General features: G+C 38.7%; 16 protein-coding genes. 9 read left to right on the top strand and 7 right to left on the bottom strand.

Going from position 1 to position 20761, the window contains the following annotated elements; all coding sequences use genetic code 11:
• The 7 genes from H6F47_RS20905 to H6F47_RS20875 form a co-directional block, all read left to right on the top strand.
• On the top strand, positions 1 to 150 hold a 150-nt coding region (locus H6F47_RS20905), incomplete at its 5' end, for a helix-turn-helix domain-containing protein (protein WP_190650823.1).
• Between the two features lie 5 nt (positions 151 to 155).
• On the top strand, positions 156 to 395 hold the full coding sequence (locus tag H6F47_RS20900; protein WP_190650821.1) for a hypothetical protein: 240 nt from the start codon (positions 156 to 158) through the stop codon (positions 393 to 395).
• Between the two features lie 155 nt (positions 396 to 550).
• Positions 551 to 745 (top strand): hypothetical protein, encoded by a 195-nt coding sequence (locus H6F47_RS20895; RefSeq protein ID WP_190564956.1) that lies wholly within the window; start codon positions 551 to 553, stop codon positions 743 to 745.
• A 129-nt stretch (positions 746 to 874) separates the two neighbouring features.
• Positions 875 to 1447, top strand: a complete 573-nt coding sequence (locus tag H6F47_RS20890; protein ID WP_190650818.1) for a hypothetical protein — start codon at positions 875 to 877, stop codon at positions 1445 to 1447.
• 266 nt (positions 1448 to 1713) lie between these two features.
• Positions 1714 to 2934 (top strand): RNA-guided endonuclease TnpB family protein, encoded by a 1221-nt coding sequence (locus tag H6F47_RS20885; protein ID WP_190650816.1) that lies wholly within the window; start codon positions 1714 to 1716, stop codon positions 2932 to 2934.
• A gap of 766 nt (positions 2935 to 3700) precedes the next feature.
• Positions 3701 to 4480 carry a ParA family protein gene (locus H6F47_RS20880; RefSeq protein WP_190650814.1) on the top strand — a complete coding sequence of 260 codons (780 nt, stop codon included), beginning with the start codon at positions 3701 to 3703 and terminating at the stop codon, positions 4478 to 4480.
• Positions 4481 to 4482: 2 nt separating this feature from the next.
• Entirely contained in the window at positions 4483 to 4971 is a 489-nt protein-coding gene (locus H6F47_RS20875; RefSeq protein WP_190650812.1) for a hypothetical protein, read from the top strand.
• Positions 4972 to 5152: 181 nt separating this feature from the next.
• Here the strand turns inward: H6F47_RS20875 and H6F47_RS20870 are convergent, their stop codons facing one another.
• Both H6F47_RS20870 and H6F47_RS20865 read right to left on the bottom strand, forming a co-directional pair.
• Positions 5153 to 5545, bottom strand: a complete 393-nt coding sequence (locus H6F47_RS20870; protein WP_190650810.1) for a type II toxin-antitoxin system death-on-curing family toxin — start codon at positions 5543 to 5545, stop codon at positions 5153 to 5155.
• Positions 5542 to 5769 (bottom strand): AbrB/MazE/SpoVT family DNA-binding domain-containing protein, encoded by a 228-nt coding sequence (locus H6F47_RS20865; protein ID WP_190650807.1) that lies wholly within the window; start codon positions 5767 to 5769, stop codon positions 5542 to 5544. The genes H6F47_RS20870 and H6F47_RS20865 overlap by 4 nt, the downstream gene beginning before the upstream one ends.
• A 321-nt stretch (positions 5770 to 6090) precedes the next feature.
• On the opposite strand from H6F47_RS20865, the gene H6F47_RS20860 reads away from it, so the two are divergent.
• Positions 6091 to 7074 carry a site-specific integrase gene (locus H6F47_RS20860; protein WP_190650805.1) on the top strand — a complete coding sequence of 328 codons (984 nt, stop codon included), beginning with the start codon at positions 6091 to 6093 and terminating at the stop codon, positions 7072 to 7074.
• A gap of 143 nt (positions 7075 to 7217) precedes the next feature.
• Here H6F47_RS20860 and H6F47_RS20855 read toward each other — a convergent pair whose 3' ends face one another.
• From H6F47_RS20855 to H6F47_RS20835, 5 genes are all read right to left on the bottom strand, one after another.
• Complete coding sequence (locus H6F47_RS20855; RefSeq protein WP_190650803.1) at positions 7218 to 7640, bottom strand: type II toxin-antitoxin system VapC family toxin; 423 nt, start codon at positions 7638 to 7640, stop codon at positions 7218 to 7220.
• On the bottom strand, positions 7637 to 7870 hold the full coding sequence (locus H6F47_RS20850) for a hypothetical protein (protein WP_190564949.1): 234 nt from the start codon (positions 7868 to 7870) through the stop codon (positions 7637 to 7639). Before H6F47_RS20850 ends, H6F47_RS20855 begins: the two co-directional genes overlap by 4 nt.
• A gap of 95 nt (positions 7871 to 7965) precedes the next feature.
• Positions 7966 to 8262, bottom strand: coding sequence for a WYL domain-containing protein (locus H6F47_RS20845; RefSeq protein WP_242027466.1), 297 nt, complete (start codon positions 8260 to 8262; stop codon positions 7966 to 7968).
• Positions 8263 to 8337: 75 nt separating this feature from the next.
• Positions 8338 to 11619 (bottom strand): helicase-related protein, encoded by a 3282-nt coding sequence (locus H6F47_RS20840; RefSeq protein ID WP_190650801.1) that lies wholly within the window; start codon positions 11617 to 11619, stop codon positions 8338 to 8340.
• 112 nt (positions 11620 to 11731) lie between these two features.
• Positions 11732 to 18898, bottom strand: a complete 7167-nt coding sequence (locus H6F47_RS20835; protein ID WP_190650799.1) for a sigma-70 family RNA polymerase sigma factor — start codon at positions 18896 to 18898, stop codon at positions 11732 to 11734.
• Between the two features lie 999 nt (positions 18899 to 19897).
• On the opposite strand from H6F47_RS20835, the gene H6F47_RS20830 reads away from it, so the two are divergent.
• Positions 19898 to 20761 (top strand): hypothetical protein (locus H6F47_RS20830; protein WP_190650797.1); only part of this gene is annotated, 864 nt, incomplete at its 3' end.

The following is a 20761-nucleotide window of genomic DNA, read 5'->3' as shown; positions in this document are numbered from 1 at the left end:
CAAGTCAGTCAAGCTGTTTTTGCACGTATTTTGAATATAAGTCCTTCAACAGTTCAAAAATGGGAAATAGGACAAAAGCGGCCTAGTGGGGCATCTCTTAAGCTACTGCACTTGATAAAGAATCGTGGGTTAAACAGTGTGCTGTATTAAAATTTTTGGCTCGTAAAACTTACTTACGGGTTATTCCTCTAATTGAACTTGTAAACCATTGTTCACCTCAGATGATTAACGTATTTTCTCTCATTCCAGAACACATCCGAGAAAAACTAACACTCACGGATGATAAAAAACAAATACTGCAACAACAAACTATTAGTCAACATACCCCAGGAACAATAATCATTTACAATTTATTTTTGATTTACGGAATGAATGGGAATTTGATTTATATCTAGAAAAAATTGAACCTAATAATGGGGAGATACAACAAGCACAAGTTTTAGCATCTCATGGTCAACCTCCAGAGTCAGAATATGATGAATATGTAGTATATTTTATAGAAGACGAATGGAAGGTAGATATTAAAAAACCTGACGACGATTAAATTACTATGATTGGTCAACCAAAATTTCGTGAGATGGTGACCGAAGACATACCATCACTCTTCGATGTGCGTATAGCAACTTGGCATAATGATCAAGGTCATAATGAACTAGCTAAGTTAGGAATTACCCACGCCGTTAATAGTAAAATTTTGGTTGCCAAAATGCCGATTGATGGTTTATTAGTTTTCTCCTATAGGTAGATTTGAGTAGGTTTTATATAACGGTAATCGTAAATCCAAAATCGAGTGACGAATTGAGTAGATATTTTGTCGCTGCTGCACTCCCTTTCAGTTTAAAATCAGGTTGTAGATATCGAATGTAGATATCAAATGCCTGTAAACTCCTCCCGTGCTGCTAAAAAAACACCACCCAGCGAGATGATTCGCGTACCTACTGTACTGATACCAGTAGTAAGACAATTAGCGACAATACACAGACAGGGACATACAATTGCCTTGCTGCAAGGATTAGAAGAATTGATAGCACAGTTTGACAGCAGCATGGTGGTGGAAGCGACCACTGAATTGCAGCACGTAGAGGCGAAGTTGGAGCAAATAGAAACCCAGCTTTCCCAACAAAGTGAAGGAGTGGAAAGAAAACTGGAACTCATTGCTAAACATTTAGAAAAATTAGAACGGGCTGTAGCATCTGGTAGATATAATGGTGGTGGTCAAACCCGAAATAGGCGGTCAGCATATCCTTACCAAATGCCCTCAGTGGAACTGCAAGCATTTGCCAATGAAAATCTTGCCCGGAGATTGGGTGTCACTCCCCAAAGTTTGATTGCTGAAAGGGAAAGCAAAACTGAGCAGGAATTTCTCAGTTGGTCGAGGAATCGGGACCCGATGGGCGTTGGCTGGAAATTTCACCCTGGTGATGGACTATATCATCCTGTCCGGTAACAAAACAGAGGAATGAACACGCTCTTAGACTTGCGCGTAACTTATAAGAAAATCGAGTGAGCCAAAACCACGCTCGGCAAAGTATCGAAGCATGGTGGTCAGTGAGCTTGTCGAACTGCGGAGATATTTTGCCGTGCTAAGGAACAGTGGATGTAGGCGAACGGCTTGCCCCTTTAGGGGCAGTCATAATCCTGACTTAGCTGCTTAGGGATTGACAGTTTCCCTAAATAATCCTATTTTTGAAGTAGGTCGAAATGGTAATAAACATGATTGTTTTCGAGTTCAAAGCCAAAGGTACGAAACAGCAATATCAAAGAATTGATGAGGCTATACGCGTAGCTAGGTTCATTCGTAACAAGTGCCTACGGTTTTGGATGGACAATCAAAATGTTAAACCCTACGACCTTAATAAGTATACTGCTGTATTAGCGTCGGAATTTGATTTTGCTGATAAATTAAATTCAATGGCTAGACAAGCAGCAGCAGAAAGAACAGCTTTTGCGATTAAACGATTCTTTGATAATTGTAAAGCTAAAGTTCCTGGTAAAAAGGGATATCCTAAATTTCAAAAAAATAACCGTTCGGTTGAATATAAATCAAGTGGATGGAAACTTTTAGATGACCGTAAACACATAAAATTTACAGATAAATGTGGCGTAGGTCAATTAAAGTTAATTGGAACTTGGGATTTACACTTTTACCAAATCAAGCAAATAAAGAGAGTCAGAATAGTTAAACGTTCTGACGGTTATTATGTACAGTTTTGCGTGGATGCAGAACGAAAAATTGACACTGCTCCAACAGGTAAAACGGTTGGATTAGATGTTGGTTTAAATAGCTTATATACGGATTCTCAAGGTGAAAAAGTTGACAATCCTAGATATTTGCGTAAATCAGAGAAATCTTTGAAACGGCTACAAAAAAGAGTTAGTCGTAAGAAAAAAGGTTCTAATAATCGCAAAAAAGCTATTAACCGTCTTGGTAGAAAACACTTGCAAGTATCACGTCAACGTAAAGACTTTGCTGTAAAACAAGCATTGTGCGTGGTTAAATCTAACGATTTAGTGGCGTTTGAAAAACTGCAAGTGAGAAATATGGTTAAAAATAGCAAGTTAGCCAAGTCAATTAGTGATGCTAGTTGGTCGCTGTTTACTCAATGGCTAGAATATTTTGGGAAGATTTACGGGCGCGTGGTTGTACCAGTTGCACCACAATATACTTCTCAAAATTGTTCTAATTGTGGAGAAACTGTCAAAAAATCACTTTCAGTTAGAACTCATGTTTGTAGCTGTGGGTGCGTTCTTGATCGTGACCACAACGCCGCAATCAACATTTTAGCGAAAGCACTAAAACAGACTGGCTATGATTTAAGTACCGTCGGGCGGACGGAAACTTTTAACACTTCGACTTCGCTCAGTGTTAACGCTTGTGGAGAGATGACCCTCTACCCAGATTTGGTAACAAGTTTGGGCAAGGTTGCTCATTGAAACAAGAATCCCCGTCCTTTTAAGGCGGGGAGCGTCAAACCTAGCTAACGCTACTGTATATTTTTCTGTATTTTAATATAGCCGTAGACAAGGCGGTTAGGACATTAACCAAAACTAAAACTTAGACACTCAAAGGCTTTTAGCACTGTCAAGAGTCACCTGCTATAGTTTATGTCCTAATCTTGATGGCTATAAAAGCTAAAAAGCTAAAATTAGTTTTTTCCAAAAAGCTAAAAACTAATGAGAGTGAAGTACCACAAGTTCCGCGTACTTGTGGCTTCCTACCCAGATCCAGTATCCCGGTTCATCCCTAGACCCTGAAGCCCTATCGGGCTACAACTAGCTGCAATAAATAATGCGTGCGTAGATTTCTGGCTGTTAGCCCTTCTTACAGGAGTGATAAAAATGAAACTCGATTTTTCTCTGCCTAACTAAGTGGTTAAGTTAGCAGCGAAAAGCGTAAAATATAAAAAGCTAATTTTAAGAAAGACTAAATTTATCAAAAGCCAAATAAATAATTTTAGCTTTTAATAAAATGTTTACTTAATCCTTCTCAGTAAGTAAAAAGCTAATTTTAAAAAAGACTAAATTTATCAAAAGCCAAATAAATAATTTTAGCCTTTAATAAAATGTTTACTTAATCCTTCTCAGTAAGTAAAAAGCTAATTTTAAAAAAGACTAAATTTATCAAAAGCCAAATAAATAATTTTAGCCTTTGATAAAATATTTACTTAATCATTAGGCAAAAAGCTAGTTTAATAAATGTATGCTGACAATTACCATCACCAGCCTGAGTGGAGGGCAGGGGAAGACAACAACTGCCCTATTCCTGGGTCGGTTGCTATCACGTCAGGGGTTTCCTACCTTGATGCTCGACTCCGACCCCCAACACAACCTCACCACCTATCTAGGATTCGAGTTAGAAACCAACCAACCCACCTTACTAGAGTTCCTCAAAAAAACAGTTACCCCAGAAGACTGCATCTACCCGACCTCATATAACGACAATCTATTTCTCATCCCCGCCGACGACCAACTCGACACTGTACAAGACTACTTATCTAATAGCGGAGTTGGTGCCACCTTACTGAAACGTCGGTTAGAAGCTGTCGCCAAAATCTTCAAAGTCTGCATCATTGATGCACCACCCCAAAGGTCGCAAATTTGTTTGACAGTTATCGGTGCAGCAGATTATTTGGTCATCCCCGCAGAAGCATCGGTCAAAGGTTATGGTTCACTGGTGCGGACGCTTGATTTGCTGGGTGGCTTGCGCGATGTCGGCGCAACGAATGCAGAAGTATTAGGTGTCCTACCATTTCGAGACCGTTGGTTTGGTAACACCCAAGCCCAAGAAAGTCGGGCTGCGGTAGAGGGAATGCGGGACGAAGTAGATGCTGGCTTGGTTCTCCCTTCAATCCGGGAATCAGAACGCTACAAACAAGCCATCAACAAACGTGCAACCCTCAGTGAATTGGGATACACCGACTTGGAATACCCATTTGAAATCTTAATCGAAAAAATTGGTAAGTTAATTGGGAGTAAATAACAATGTCAGATAACGTACTCAACCAACTCCGCAACAAACGCAACCGCCCAACTGTTCCACCACGCCAAGATACGCTTGTGCCTCAACCACAATTAGAACCGCAAACCCCAGAACAAGAAACACTAATGCCAGCAAACGCAGACGACAGGGACTCACTACAACCATCCACTTCAGTTACCGAACCAACAACCCCAACTCCTGCATCCCTCAACTCACTCCCTTCACTGCAAGCCGAACTCGAAAAATATCCTGAAACCCGACGACATTCAGCCATCGTTCTAGAAAAAGACCTAGATCACGAATTAACGCGCTTCTGTAAAGACAGAGGAATCACAGTTGAGGTATTTCTAGAAGCAGCTTGGACAGTTGCAAGTGCCGATAGCAAGCTTGTAGAAAAAATCACTACAGAAGCAAAGCGTCGCTATGATCAACGCAAACGGGTTGGTCAAATCAAGCGACTGATAACCATGTTAAGTAACTCGCCCAAGTGAGTACAGCCAAAACTTGGCATTATGCCGACCGAGTTCACATTTAAACACTCATCTTTTAGAATTCTAGCCTTTACTGCTCTCCTCATCACGCTATCGCGCCGCTACACACGGGTGGGCATTTATGCGTGGCACTCACAAGCGCAAATACCCCAACTGCAAACATAACACTTCATATCAGTTATTAACCCAATTGCTCGACATATTTTGCTAACCACACCTGCAAAGCATTTTCGTCAATCTCCCCAGCAGCTAGACTTTCCATCACCAATACTATCTCCGGCTCTGGTGCATTGAAACTATAAGCATTCAACCCCAAAAAAACATACATTGCCATAAAAGCTGTACGCTTATTGCCATCAACAAACGGATGATTTTTACACAAAGCAAAACCATAAGCCGCCGCCAATTCCAAAAGCGAAACCTCCGGTTGATAAGAAAACCGATGCCGAGGACGAGCTAAACTCGCTTCTAATAATGCCTGGTCTCTCACCCCAGATAAACCGCTATACTGAGAAATCAAATCCTCATGGATAGCAAGCACCATCTGTTCTGTCAGCCAGGTCGGTTCATTCACTTGGCGAGTTCCTTCAACGCATGACGAAACTTCTGGCTACCTTCCCGGTAAATGGCCATCGCTTTCTCAAACTCAGGGTCATAAGGACTAAGCTGGAGTCCATGTTCAGTTTCCGTGACAAATAGGGTATCCCCTTCTCTAAGGTTGAGCTTTTCTAACAACTCTTTAGAAAATGTCACCCCTACTGAATTACCAATTTTGCGTAATTTTAAGGTTTGTATCATGAAACGGAAGCCAATGTAATTACGAATGTAACTACCATCTTAGCCTTAAATTCCCCACTCAAGATGTCACCATTAACCCAATATTCAACTCAAGAGGAAAACTTGCCCACCAAATAAATAGTGAATATCCACTTTTGAGTTAATAAAGATAGAGAGAAAAGGTGTTCTCGCAATATATCTTAATTTTCCGGCTCTGTTTTGTAACAATTGGTTGAAGAACAGCAGCATTTTAGGGAAGATAAATGACATCCTCTCACCGCCAACCGTTCCGGTGTGGCGGGAGTCTCCAGGGGGTGTGAGATGACCGTGAACAACAATGCGATGGGCGAGGCCGCTCCAGAGGCAATCGCAAATTCCAATTTTTCAAAAGAATCGCTGGCGTTAACAGAGCCAGTACCTATCACCATGCACCCGGCTCAAGTATATCTGGCTTCTCTGGGTGAGGGTTCTCGGCGGACAATGCGGGAGGCACTAAATGCGATCGCCCGCCTGTTAACCAATGATAGTTGTGATGCTCAAACTTTGGACTGGGCAAAGTTGCGATATCAGCATACGGCAGCAGTGAGGTCAGTGCTGATGGAAAAATACAGTCCAGCAATGGCAAATAAAATGTTGTGTGCGCTGCGGCGGGTGTTGCAGGAAGCATGGCGGTTGGGGTTAATGTCTACCGAGGACTATGGCCGGGCTACTGATATTCAGTCTGTGCGGGGTAAAAGTTTACTCAAGGGACGGGCGCTGGATGGAGAAGAAATTGCTGCCCTGTGGGAGAATTGTATTCAAGATAACTCGAATTTAGGGGCGAGGGATGCGGCGCTGTTGGCAATTTTGACGGTGGGATTGCGGCGTTCTGAGATAACGCATCTGGATTTGAGCGATTTTAAGCCGCGCAGTCGGTCACTGACGATACGGGAAGCTAAGGGACGGAGTGAGCGCATTGTTTACTTACCGGAAGCTGGAGTCCGGGCGGTGCAGGATTGGTTGCTGGTTCGGGGTAAGGAAGCGGGTCCTTTATTTTATCCGTTGGATAAGGGGAATAAAGTTATACAACGGCGGATGAGTGAGCAGGGGGTACTGCGGGCATTGCAACGCCGAGGGGAAGCTGCGGGAGTGGAAGAAGGGTTTACGCCCCATGATTTCCGCAGGACTTTTATTAGTGATTTGTTGGATGGGGGTGCAGATATTGTTACGGTATCTAAGTTGGCTGGTCATGCGTCAACTAATACTACGAGTAAGTATGATAGGCGCGGGGAAGATGCGAAGAAACGGGCGATTGATTTATTAAATGTGCCTTACAAGAGGCGTTAGAATAACGTGAGTTTGGGATAAGCTAAAACCCTGATTATTTCATAGGCTGAAAAGTCTATTCTCTCGTTGAGTAACTCCAAAAATAACCTTAACCCGAACTGAGGTTAGAATAATGAATCCTAAATTGGTTGAAAATTTCCCATTTAGAAATTCCAAGGATTAATAATTACAACTTTAGTACCAGCAAAATCTTTTTCGTTACGGGTAACAAGGGTGAGAGAATTTTGTAATGCGGTGGCGGCAATGAGAGAATCCATAGCAGGTAAAGGTCGTCCATTTTGTTCTAATTCTGCAACTAGATTTCCCCATAACACCATTGTGGCAATATCCAGACCTAAAATTCTGTTTTCAAAGCGATGGGGTAGGATTTCATTTAACCATTTCGTTAGAGATTCTTTCCGTTTAGATATAGGAAGTTTATTGATACCTTTAGCAATTTCACCAATTGTAATTACACTCAAGTAAAGTGTTTCTGGAAGTTGGGCATCTAGCCAGTTTAAAACTTGTTGATTTGGTTGTTTAGTAATAGTTTCAGAAATTAAGCAAGTATCAAGAAGATAAGTCATGGGATGAAACTATCACGGGGTAAACTGGTATCTCTACTCAGGTCTAATTCTTCAGCTACTTCAGCTAAAGGAGATTGACGAAAAAATTCGGAAAGTTTACTAGGTTGTTCTGGAAGGGTTTTGTTATTTTTATCTTCCATAGTTAGGCTTTGTGCTAGTAGCTGGATAATGTAAAGTTTATCGTTGGGGGAAAGTTGAAGAAGTTGTTTTTCAAGTTCTGGAATAACCATGTTTTTATTTATGCAGGGGATAATTTAATTTTAGTTTTTGGTGGGAAATACTCTGCACTCGGAACCCTCTTCATTTACAGGATTTTTGGAACTAACTAAATTATACCTAAACAATCTATAGGGCTAACATCGAAAATTTTATCTAGTCGGAAAATCAAATTTTGGTCGATATTAGGCCAATAGTCAAATCGGTAAGAACGCCAGTCAGGTACAAATGCAAATAAGTAGAGAGTGCCGTCATGGAGTCTTAATTCTGAGCGGTCAATATCCCAGATGCGTGCTTGTCCTGGTTTGCTTTGATAGCGAATGGTATAGCGACATTGTTGTTGAAAGCGTTCTTGGAGTTGGGAAACGATGGTATCTAAATTGGCGTAAATAGAAGGTTCGTGCAACCAGGGGCAACCTTGTAAAATTTTGTAAAAATAACCCTTTATTTAGCCTAAGCGGACACCCAGGTAGCAGGCTCATTATTCTGGTTTAAACCACTGGTAACAAACAAGCTGAATATCCTCTTCCTTAATCACTGTTGATGGGTTGAATTCTGCCTCTTCATCAATTTCGTGATATTGGTCTTGTTCAACAAAGAACTCATCTAGTTCAAAAACCAGAGCATTTAAGTCTTTTTTATGAGCGAATTTTTCCCAAATTAGTTTCAAGTCCCGCTCGTAGATACGAAGGTTAACTGTGGTAATAACTTTTAATATTCGTCGCTTCGCTTCTTGGTATACCGCGTCTTCATCTATAGGATTAAACTGAATCAAAGCTTGATGAATTTTTTGTAAAGGCTTACTAAGTTTAGGCTTTAAAATATTGCTAGTTTCTTGCTTTCTGAACAATGTCATTAAGTTGCAGACAGCAGCATCCAAAACATCAAAGATAGAGTCATCAAACTTCGCTGGCAGCAGTTGTTCTGGAGGGGGAAAGTCATTAGCTTTACACTTGAGCCAGTTAAAGATTTGAAGCTTATTGGTAATTATTTTGTCTGGATTGAAAGAAATCACACCGTTAATACGGGGATAAAAGTGCCAGAAGTGTTCATCTTTAGCACGAAACGCTAGAAATATTCCCCCGTTTTCGGCTTCAGGAATATAGAAATGGCGTGTGCTGTGAATGCCTAGTGGGATTTCTTCTGCTGCTTGCTCACCTTCTAGCTGGAAAAATTCTAATAAAGGCAAACGCATTTCATCCAATGACACCAAATCGGCTGTTTGCTCAAGTTCCTCTAGGATTGCTTCTTTATCCGCATCACTAATTGCTTTCTTAAGTCGATATAATTCTTCCAATGATTTTTCGGAAATTATTTCTCCTAAAACGCTGCCATCTAATCCCACATTCTCACTAATCATGGCAATCCGAGCTTGCAATCGTGCTACCAATCCCAGTAAATCTTCTAAGCCTTCTTCTGGAAAGCAGTTATAAATAAACAGTTCTTCATAATTAGTACCTAAACGGTCAATTCGACCGGCACGCTGAATCATTCGCACTGGATTCCAATGCAGATCATAATTAACTAAAACACCAGCATCTTGTAAATTTTGACCTTCCGATAGAACGTCAGTACAGATAAGAATATCAATTTCTTGACTTGGGAAATTTTGCTGATCATCCTCACTTTGACCATTTGCCTTGGGTGCGAAACGCTTAACTTTTTCTTCCCTTTGTTTGCCAGGAGTTTCACCAGTGATTTTATCAATTGTAGGCTTTCGACCATCTATCGCCATCGCCTTTAACCAGTCTTGATCTGAAAGTAACTGGTTGTATAAATAATTGGCTGTATCTTTGAAATAGCTGAAAACAAGAACTTTCTGTCCCTTAAGTTCTGTAGACAAAACTTGTTTGAATGCTGTTAGCTTGCAATCATAATCCCTTCCTAGTTCTACATCTTTTCTAATTTGTAAAAGTGTATTCATAATCCCATTGAGAATACCCAGGTCAGATTTAATCTGTGATTGTAATTTTTCAATGTGGTAGTCTTGAGGCTCTATTTCATTTAAAGAATCGATTAAATCTTCTACTGAACTGCTCTCCTCTTCATCTGTCTCTGCGGTTAAAATTTTGCGAAAATTATGGCTATCTAGAAGTTTGCCTTGTTGTAGCAAGCTAAAAAACCTTTCTTGAAAATTCCTCTGATTGCGTATACTGCTTTCAAAAGCAATCAGCGAACTTTCTAAACGCTTCAGATAAAGTGATTTCATTAGGGCAACAAGAGCATCATTGCGCTTTACCTCATCTTCTTCTTGCTTGTTTTTCTGCTTCTTAAAGCCTTTGATGTTATAAGGGGCTAGGTGCAACTCGTCAATTTGATTAGCAATCCCGGCATAAAACCCTTGAAAGCTTGCCTCAAAATTATAGGTAAACTGCTGTAATTTGCGTTTTGGGAAGCGAATCTTTTGACCAGCAATGTAAATTTCTTCACCAGCTAACTGTCGTTTTATTACATCTTGGCGAGAACGTCTTACCATTGTTTGGAACAATAGTTCAGTAATTTCCTCTTCACCTTTCGCCAAGGCTTTAAAGTAAGTTTTGAGATGGGGTATTCCATATTTTCGATAATATGTTTCTGTACTACATGGCAGCAATAAAATTTGATGGTAAAGGTCATAAATACTGGTATTGATTGGCGTTGCAGTTAATAGCAACACTCGCTTACTTCGCTTACCGCTGCCAAGGAGCTTTTGTAAATTTCGATATCGGTTTGTTGCACTATTACGAAAGTTATGTGACTCATCTACAACAATGATGTCATACTTGTTGTAGCGGCGGAGGTCGAAGGTTTTACGGCTAATTTCCTCTTGGGAAACCACGTCAGCTTTAATTCCGTACTCATCCAGCTTTTTCCGCCACACCAAATCCCGCAACTGGGCTGGACATACCACTAGTGCGCGAGGCACATAACCGGGTTGTCTGTCTTTGATCAGGTAGTGGTCAAGCACCCGCAAACCTATGTAAGTCTTACCTAAACCTACGGCATCTGCCACTATACAGCCCCGGTGGCGTTCCAGTAACCTGACTGCCCGCTCAAAGCCTTCCTGTTGGAAATTAGCTAATTCTAGGCTGGTGCGAATGTTCCCCTCTGGTAAGGAATCTTCTTTGAAAAGTTCATAAAGTGCTTTTAAAAATACCTGATAGGGTGTGTAAGGTTTACTGCCAAATTTTGAGGCATTCAAAGCATCAATTAGTTTGGCTTTATAACCTTGGTCAACACTTTTGTCATTCCAGAATTTCTCAAACCACTGGCTACGAAGGTCTTGGGCGATTACTGTTATTTTATTTAATACATTTAACTCTGTGTTCCCCCTCAATCCAGCAGGAGTAAAGTTGCTAGAACCGATAATGCTATAATCATCAAATATGTAGGCTTTAGCGTGGAGAAATTGCACACCTTCACCAATCACTCCATAAAGTCTAACTTGAATATGGTCTTGCTGTAAGTATTCAATCAAACGGTCAATCTGCTGCTTATATTTAAGCTTGTATTTCTCAGACTCTAGCTGCTTCTGAACATCAAGCCGAAAGTATCGTGACAGGTCAATGCGATCTCTTTCTGCGGGTCGAATTGTGGGGTCACGACCAATGAGCAAGCGTAGGTTTGTTAAGGTATTGAAAGTTTGTTCTAGAGTTATCCACGCTTCAATACGGAAATATCCAGTAGCAATATCTAGGTTTGTTTGGCTTTCATTTAAAATAAGTTCTTTCAAAACTTCTTCAAGTGTCTTTTGATTATTGTCTATATAATCTGGGAGTGCCATAATTTACGAAATTTTATATTTTGACAAGTTAAAGCATAAATACAGGACAATTCTCCGCATAACTATTTCAAGAATTGTCCACACTATGCAAATCAATTGCTGCTTCTGGATATTAATCTTCCATAGCTTCGAGGAGACGACCAACTACTGGTGCAATACGCCAGTATTCTTGATGTTCTTTTTTCTTACGTACAGGAATGACTAGATTTAGTAGGTCTGCCCAAAGTAAAACTTTTCTCACAATATCTGGTTGAATATCATCGTTTAAATCTACTAATTCATCAGTAGAAATGCTATCTTCCGGAGTTTGACACCAATCAGCTAAAGCTCGTAATACCTTCTTTTGTTCGTAGCGGTCAATTCCTAATTGTACAGTAATAAAGTCTCTTGCCTCTTGCCAGTCATTTAACGATTCTTTTAATCCTTCTAGATGAAGCTCCCAGTTGTGTAGATGAGATTGAGAATGGTGATAAAACCTGTAAATAAGTTCTGGCCAATTTCCCGTCACGGCGGTAATTTTTGCACGGGATTCTTTATCACTCGGATAATTGCAATCTTCTAGCCATTGTCGTAGTGTAACATCATGCCAAGGTTTTAAAGTCAACTTAGTTAGACTATTCAGGTCATTAAACTCCGTGTGTTTATTGTTTAATAATTGCCACAAGTTTTGAGGAGTAGCCACAAAAACTACCTGCACAAAAGAAGTTTGTGATCTTAATCTTTTAATTTGCTCTCTTGCTTCTTGAACCCAATGATGATTCCAGGAACAAATTGCGGATATAACAATCATGGTTATACAATCTTGTGGGCGTTTACTTATTCGCAACTTTAGACGTTGAGCAAAATCTTCTTGAGAAAACAGATCCTCCCAATAGTAATAGGAATATTCGTTCTTTTTACTCAAAACTGATTCTAGATACAGCTTTAAATCTTCAATTCCTGCTGCTAAAGTTCCAGATATAATAGAGACTCCATTTTCAGGAGATAACAGTTTTGATTCCTGTTGGGCGGTTAAGGGACTGCGCTGAAAATTGTCCTTGATACCAATAACTGAACGAAAATTAGAAGGCTCATATTCTAGGGGTAATTCCCGATGTTGTAAAAGTGTGGCTTCAATTTCCTCCTGAGTTCCCATTAACAACAATACATTGCGACTTCTCAAGGTGAAACTACCTGTATTAGTTCTACGTAAAACCCCTAATCCCTCCATTTCTTCTAGCAAAACCTGAATTTCATCTAATGATAAACCTTGGAAACCTTCATACCACCAAGTAAGCACTTCATTTCTAATCCAAGAAACATTAAATCCATTTACCATTCCTTTGTCACTGTTGATAGAACTAAAGGCAATGGCATAAGCAATTACTGCGTATCGCTGATCTAGTTGTAAAGTCAACAAAAATCGATCTAGGATAGCTTTACGCAAGTCTTGGTTATTGTAAGCATCATCAACTTGTTGCGAAGTAATTACATAAGGTGGACTATCTTTAGTATTGAAATTTGCAACATCAGGGTTGGTAACGTGCTTGAGAAGTTGTTGACAATAAAGCTGTATAAGGCTGGGATAATAGTTAGTTTGGGACAGAATTCGTGTTACCAAATCAGGAGATTCAAAGCGATAACCTACGCTGGCAAATGGTCGTTCAATTAAAGCTCTTGCTTCTCGCATTTCGCCATTCTTTAACAATGGTCCAATACAAATGGGAGTGCCAAAGTGAGCCAAAGGATGGTTGACTTGTTTTGTGGTTCGCAGCACGTTATGTAATCCAGCGAAAACTACTTTAAAACGTCGGTTTGTCTCCAACATTAATCTTCTCAATTCATCGCATCGAGGAAAACCTTCTTTGCTGTCTGCTTCCAAAAAATTATCTGCCTCATCCAACAACAGTAAAATGTGTCTTTGGTTGTTCAGTTCTAACCAGCTTTTAATTTGCTGTAAAGTTTTGGAGTTGGGAAGATTACGCCGCTTGGCATCGAAGATATTCATTTCCTCCAACTTACTAATAATACAAGACCAAATTTCATCTAGTGGTTTCTCTGCTCCAACTTGTTTAATATCTAAAAATCCCGCTCTATATTCCTGATTGAGAGCGTTAAAATCTCTCTGAACGTAACGCAGTAAAACTGTTTTACCTAATTGCCGTCCTCCATAAATTAAACAAGATCCCATTGGGTGAATTATGGATTGCCGTTCTTGTTCCCGCCCATAAAACATCTCAGGAACAAACTCACTTGCTGTAGTCGTATAAGGTTCTAGAAAAGTGAAGGGTAAGGTACAGTCAAATAATACTGGTAAACGTACCCCTCTTTCTCCGCACAGATACAACATAACAATATCATCTATGACAATAAAAGTGCGGCGACGCTCCCGACTCAAACGAGCTAAGTCTCTGCGTTTTTTTTCTGTCATTCGTCCAAAATGGAACACAAGAACTGGGCAACCATGAGACGTATCCCCAATAGCATTGAGAATTTCTTCTTCTGATGGCCTATGCCAGACACAGAGAATACGATAGTTACCGTTTGCTTTTGAACCAAAAGCGGGAACAGGACAACTATTTTTCTCTTGAATTGGTTTAGTAGTAATATTAATCCAAGTGTAATTATCTTTTTGTTTGATATTGATATTTCCTGTATTAAAACCTAGATTGCTCAGAATTGGGCGAACATCTTCTTCTGAATCTGCCTTCTTAGCTGTCTTAGTTTTAAACCAAGATTCAAGCATTTCAGAAGCTTTTTTTGCTTGAGCGCCTGGTACTTGTTGCATATGCAATAGCCCAATATTTCTGCTCTTAGAAATATTCAAAATTATCTCACGTCTAGCTGTTCGATTAAGATCAGCAGGTTCAAGTTCTTTTTCTAGAGAAGTATAATTCTCCTTATTAAAGAAGTCTTTAAAAACCTCTCTCCGATTTTCTACTTCAGGTATTTGCCTATTTTGCTGCACCATGTTTATATATTCATTGGCAGTGAATATATCACCTTTATCTAATACACCGCTAATTCGATCATATGCAGTATTATCTAGACCTATTTTGTCAATTAAGTCTTTCAATTCTTTTCTCTTCTCATCAATTTCTTGTTGACGTTTAGTATGAATTTCGTCACTTATTTGGTGCAGATGAGAAATATTTGCCCCAAACCGTAAGGTTTGTGTTATAGCAGTTTCTATGCTTTCAATCTGTGCTACATAGTCTAATCTATCATTTTCATTAATGACACCTAAAGCTACATTTGCTTCCAGTAATTTCCGAGTATCATTGACAGCTTGCTTTAATTCTTGCTGACAATTCTTAATCTCTATCTCTCTTTGTTTTTGGAGTTGATCACTATCAATAGATTTTTCTGGATATACTTCTTGAAGAAACTCAATAATTCTCTCTGTAGCTTCGTGGTCTTTATTTTCAATTCGTGAATTAAAAGCTTGTTTCCAGCTAAAATTATTTTGTGTAACCAGATTAATAATTTCTTGCGCTAATAATTCTGGTTTTTTAATTTCTGGTTGCCAGTCAGAGTCCATTAATAGTGAAGGAATTTTCAGCAATTCAGCATGAAGTAGATACTTAATCTCCGGTTCTAATGCTCGTAAGGACTTGGTTTCTTCAAAAAGATCACGAATATCCTCTACTGCTGTTCTACAATAATCAATACCTGCTGTTAATAAAACTGAGGAATTTTTATGGTAAAAAACATTTAGTTCTTCTAACACAGTTTGATGAAGATTTGCCAGTTCTTTCTGCAATTGTTGAGCTTGATTATAAGCATAATCATTACTTTTGATTGTGTTTGATTCTTGCAGTCTAATCCATTCATCCACGAAATTAACTGCTTTGCGAACCTGTTGGCGAATTTTACTGAGAGTTCTACCTGTGATAGCATCACTACTTGCTCTCAAAAGACCAATTTCCCTCTGTGTCCGATTGACTTCTTCATTAATCTGAGTTTCATTGGATAATCGTTGCATATTTTGTTTGGCAATATCCAACTTGCTCACATCATTTTGCCTAACAGGAAGTAGCAGAGAATGAATAAGTTGATTGGGCTGAAGCCACTGATTCCAAACTGCCTTAGCTGTGTCATAGGACATGGTTAAAACTTGAGCTTGAGACCACCAATTTTCAACTTCCTGACGCAAAGCAGCTAATTCATTTTCCCATACTGTTTGGCTGATAACTTTTTTGATAGCTGTTATATCTAAAGCCAAACGTTGGTTTCCGTATTTGGCAATAATTTGGCAATATTTATAGAGTTGATTTAAACCTTCTCCCAACCGAAGAGAGTGTAAAATTACCGCAGCGTTGGTATTTGGTGCAAGTAAAGCTGGACGCAATGTACCAGTAACTAATAATAAACTAATTGCTTGATTCCATTCATTATCTTCATCTACAAAACAGTCGTCATTAAAGTTGGTAAAATCACTTTTAATATTATTAGCGATTTGTCCTAATTCTAATCCGGCATCATAACGTACATGAAGACCTAAAATTGCCCCACGAATTATCTTTGAAGGTAAATGTGGGTGAAATTCAGGGTAGATAGTTTCTAAGCAGTGTGCTAAATGATAAGCAAGGCTCTGTTTTTTGTCTCTTAGTAAATGCCAAATTTTTTGACGTTGTTCCAGTAACTCTTGATTGGCATGATCATTAGTGGTTGTAATATTTTTTGGTTCTATATCCTTTGATGTAGGTTGATATTGAGGTTCTATGTCTTCTTTGACATCTGGTTCTACAAATGCCTTTTGATGAGTGTGAACTTGGGTTAATATCGGATTTTCAATTTTCTGTTCAAGTTTATTTTCAGCAGGTTCTTCAGGAATTATCGTTAATGTTTCGATAGGTTGGGAATTTACTATAATTTGATGCTCAGGTAATGCGATTTCTAGCTGTGCATATCCTTCATTTGACTCTTCTTTTGCTTTTTGATTTACCTCTAATCTTGCTGCTGGAGAAGACTTTAAGCTAGAGGTTTCTTCATCTACTTCAGTGCTAAAATTTAAAGGTAATTCTGGGATGGATTCCTCTCGGATTATAAGTCCTCCTGTTAATGCTGCTAAAGCTAGAGGCATCCCTAAACCTTGAGTTACAGTAGACCGTAATTCTTCCAACCGTTGATAGTCTGCGGACTCGCGAACCTCAATCAAGGTAACTAATTTCGAGAATGGATGATTACCATCTGCTAAACTTTGAATCTCTGAATTTTCATAACTTTGTGATTGTGAAATTACTTTATAAAGTTCTTGGGCTTTTACCCGACAATCTTTTAAAGGGTGAAAATCATTATCTATTTGATGGGATATTGCCAATACTCGCTGTAAAACTCTCAAAGCGTCAGAGCGTAATTTCTCAAGTTTCAACTTTTCATTTTCTGAATCTGTAATAGTTTGTATCAAGTCTTTGATGTCTGTCAGAGAAGAAATTGTATCAGTGTTTGCCTGGGAAGATATTTGAGAACGTTTTGCTAATTTCAGTGTGATATTTTGCAACTGTATAAAATCTTTTTGGCATTGATTTAGTTGTAAAATTAAATCTTCGGCTAAAGGAATACCAGGATTTTGCAGTGCTTTAGCTGCTTTAATTAATTGCTCAGATAGTTGATGAAATGTCTGTTCTAAAGAAGCAAATTGTTCGGTTAAATTGGTAGAATTAATTTCCATGATTTGATTTTCTTGGGTGAGATGGATTTGTATATCAACAGTCTGTAATTTATTATTTACATTGGCATCTTTGAGGTTTTCTATATTGGATAAAACACTCGATAAAACCAATGGGCTGGTGAGAGATTGAGAGATTTTATGTTCATCAATAAATTCCTGTTTTATCCTTTTTCTTGGTTGTGACAGTCGTAAGGTATTTAATGTTTTGTTGACAATTTGGCGAACCCGTTCACGACTTATGTTAATTTTACGGCCAATTTCTGCTAAATTTTTTTCATAGCCATCATCTAAACCATAACGCATTTCCAAAATTTTACGTTCACGAGGTTTGAGTATTTCTAAAAAACTTTCTAATTCATCTATTAAAAAACTTTTCAGCATCCAATCTTCTGGTGTATCTCCAGAAGACTCAATAATGTCTACTAATATAGTATCCTCTTCAGTACCAATTGGCGTATCTAAGGAAGTTGTTGGTAAAGTATATTTAATCAGAGATTGTAAATTTTCATCTGTCATTCCTAAAGTAGCAGCAATTTCTTTTTGTTTAGGAATACGGCCTATTTCTTGAGTAAGTAACTTAGCTGTTTTCTTCACTAAGGAAATTTTTTCCCATAGATGAACAGGTAGACGAATAGTACGAGATTGATTAGCTATTGCTATTCGTATCATCTGTTTTATCCACCAAGTGGCATAAGTTGATAGTTTATTACCTTTGGTATAATCAAATTTTTCAACTGCTTTAATTAATCCTAAATTTCCTTCTTGAATTAAATCTAGAAGTTCTAATCCCCGATTTGTATAGTTTTTAGCAATTGAGAATACTAGCCGCAAGTTTGCCTGTACCAGCTGGTTTTTAGCTAATTTACCATAATATATGCGCTGACTTAGTGCTAAGGTAGATATGCCAATTTTTGAAGCAATTTCTTCCTCTTGTGGAGGTCTATGAAGTTGTTTTTCAAGTTTTTTTATAATCTTCTGTATTTCTTCTAATTGCGCTACTTGGCGAGCTAAAATAATCTCTTCATCTGGTTTTAAAAGTTTAATTCGACCAATTTTTTGTAAATACCAACTAACTGTATCCTGAAATTCATATTTTTTTGATGGTTCTTTAAAGTTGAGTGCTTCATGCTGAATGCGGTGAAGTGTTTGTGGATTAAGTAGCCGAGCGGCTATTTTTTCTAATCGGTTGAGGTCATAATAATTAGGATCAGCAATATTAATTAAATATTTCTGAATATTGACCTTTAAATCCATCTGAGTATTGAGCTGGTAGTGAGGACTAACAAGCATCAACTGTTTATAATCTTTTGTGGCTAACAACAAAAAAGAAGAATCACGTTGACAAATACTGTTAGCGATCGCCTGCATTCTATGGGTAACAGCATTAAAAGAAGTCCACTCATAAGGATGTAGCTGAAACAAAATCACCTGTAACTCTGCATTTCCTTGATTTGCAATTAAGTAGACCTGATTTACAGCTTGAACGCTGCGCTCTGACAGTTCCAAAAGCTCAACATCTAACATTTGGCAAACGACGTTGTAGCCGAGCTTTTGGAATAGTGCTGCGACTTGTTCTGGGGTATTTGCGTTTTTTAAATCATCTAGCAGCAGCAGGCGATCAGGCATCTCACCAAATAAAAATAATTTCAGTTAATTAATTGCGTACAGGGAAATACTTCGCCACAAACCCTACCGTTATCTTTAGGCACGTCTGTAGTATCCCCTATGTCATACAGTGATCAAGGGCAACGGTTTGGTATAACCGTTAATAAGCGTTGTTAACTGTAAAGCAAGTGGCTCGCAGCTAATTTAAAATTTCTCCCATGCCAACTCTGTCAATAACCGAAGAACAGCAAAACAAGATTGCCAACTAATAGCTGGTTGATTATTAGCAGTCTTGTGATAAATATTTAGTTTGTAAGCTCTTAAACACTATATATTAATACATTTATTATACCTGCAATCATAGCCTCTCTAAAATAAAAAAATAACAGTGATTTTACTGGAATAAAGTCGGTAAACTTATGCCTCAACTGCTCTGAAATACTTTACTACATTTAGTGGATGTATTTTTTATACAAAAATTTATTGCAAATTGTTTTACTACGGAACAATAGAGACAAAAATCTTCAAAGTGGTTTAATTCTTACTCTGCTTGGCTTAATATGATATGCACAAGATCATTTTTATTGACAAAATGAGTGAAAGCGTTTCAAAACCACAGATTTAACTGTTTTAAATTATACAGATACAACCATGTATTCCAGCATAGAAATGGCGCGAAGACCACCAGGAAAAAAATGCACAATTGTCATTGCGTAGGTGTAGCCTTCCCGCAGGGTATGGAAAGGAGCGAAATGAATCAATCTAAAAGTCATTGCAGAGGGTAGGAGCGCCCGACGGAGGCAATCGCAATAAGTAGTTTTTATTGTTTGGAACACTTTAAGTCTTGCTAAGTAAGCATAAAAACGTGCGTGTGTAACTTATTCAACGACGATGCTTTGGGTAAGCGTGGAAACTTTGATAGAATAATGGGATTTTTTATCACATCAGGCGTAAATTGGTATTATTGGTTTATAACTGGTAATGTTAAAAACACACTATTTCTAAGCAACCCACAAAGTAATGCATGAGGAGAATTATGTAAGTAACTTCTGGCGATCGCATAACTTTCGCCTCGAACCCTGGGGTAATGACTATGAGCCACCAATTCAAATCAGCGAAGAAATTGCGCTTTCAGAAAGTGATGTTAACCCTACAGTAGAGACTGATAATTGGGATAGTTTTGAGTCTCAAGATCCGCGATCGCTACCTAATCGCCTGATCTTTACCGACGGGCGGAGAAGGCTAGATGCTGCACTTGTCGGTGGCGATGGCAACACAATAACCTACGGTGTATTTGGCACAATTGCTGTAGGTGCTGTAGTAGTGGATAGAACTATTCCCAAAGCCAGTTATCTACTAGAACCGGAAATTGATATTCATCGAGTTGTGGGTTTCGGTGGCGAACAAGAAGCTGTATCAACACCCATTCCTTGCCCTTTGGGAAGCAAAGCCGAATTACTCTATAAAGCTGTTAAAAGCAATCAACCTAATACCCCTGAAGCACGAGGTGCAATTGTCCAAAATGCCATGTTAGCCGCAGAGGAACAGCTAGTAGGCAAACTAAATATAAAAGATACAGATACCTTGGTAATTCGTGATGGATCATTGCGATATGAATCACCCATTTTTACCTTGGGCTATGTTAAGACAATGCACAGACAATACCTGCCTGAAAAATATGCTGCTTTGCTATGGAAATTGTTGCCAGGACAGCGCACACCTATTTTTGAAATTAAAGATAGATCCCAGTATTCATGGTATTTAAAATCTGGTAGTTCTCAACATTTTAATAAACAACTTGGCTATCACGATTTACATGGTATTGTCCGGCTGGAGTTATCTATAAAAAATGGCATAGACAGAGCAACAGAAATAGCAAATCAA

The organism is Sphaerospermopsis sp. FACHB-1094 (assembly GCF_014696195.1).
Classification (GTDB): Bacteria; Cyanobacteriota; Cyanobacteriia; order Cyanobacteriales; family Nostocaceae; genus Sphaerospermopsis; species Sphaerospermopsis kisseleviana.
Note: the sequence above shows the minus strand (reverse complement) of the source record. Positions and strands in the feature narration are given on the sequence as shown.

What these genes read in the sequence shown, in the direction of transcription:
- H6F47_RS20895 (WP_190564956.1), top strand. Translation starts at nt 551, where the DNA reads ATGATTGGTCAACCAAAATTTCGTGAGATGGTGACCGAAGACATACCA.
- H6F47_RS20890 (WP_190650818.1), top strand. Translation starts at nt 875, where the DNA reads ATGCCTGTAAACTCCTCCCGTGCTGCTAAAAAAACACCACCCAGCGAG.
- H6F47_RS20885 (WP_190650816.1), top strand. Translation starts at nt 1,714, where the DNA reads ATGATTGTTTTCGAGTTCAAAGCCAAAGGTACGAAACAGCAATATCAA.
- H6F47_RS20880 (WP_190650814.1), top strand. Translation starts at nt 3,701, where the DNA reads ATGCTGACAATTACCATCACCAGCCTGAGTGGAGGGCAGGGGAAGACA.
- H6F47_RS20875 (WP_190650812.1), top strand. Translation starts at nt 4,483, where the DNA reads ATGTCAGATAACGTACTCAACCAACTCCGCAACAAACGCAACCGCCCA.
- H6F47_RS20865 (WP_190650807.1), bottom strand. Translation starts at nt 5,769, where the DNA reads ATGATACAAACCTTAAAATTACGCAAAATTGGTAATTCAGTAGGGGTG.
- H6F47_RS20860 (WP_190650805.1), top strand. Translation starts at nt 6,091, where the DNA reads ATGGGCGAGGCCGCTCCAGAGGCAATCGCAAATTCCAATTTTTCAAAA.
- H6F47_RS20855 (WP_190650803.1), bottom strand. Translation starts at nt 7,640, where the DNA reads ATGACTTATCTTCTTGATACTTGCTTAATTTCTGAAACTATTACTAAA.
- H6F47_RS20850 (WP_190564949.1), bottom strand. Translation starts at nt 7,870, where the DNA reads ATGGTTATTCCAGAACTTGAAAAACAACTTCTTCAACTTTCCCCCAAC.
- H6F47_RS20840 (WP_190650801.1), bottom strand. Translation starts at nt 11,619, where the DNA reads ATGGCACTCCCAGATTATATAGACAATAATCAAAAGACACTTGAAGAA.
- H6F47_RS20835 (WP_190650799.1), bottom strand. Translation starts at nt 18,898, where the DNA reads ATGCCTGATCGCCTGCTGCTGCTAGATGATTTAAAAAACGCAAATACC.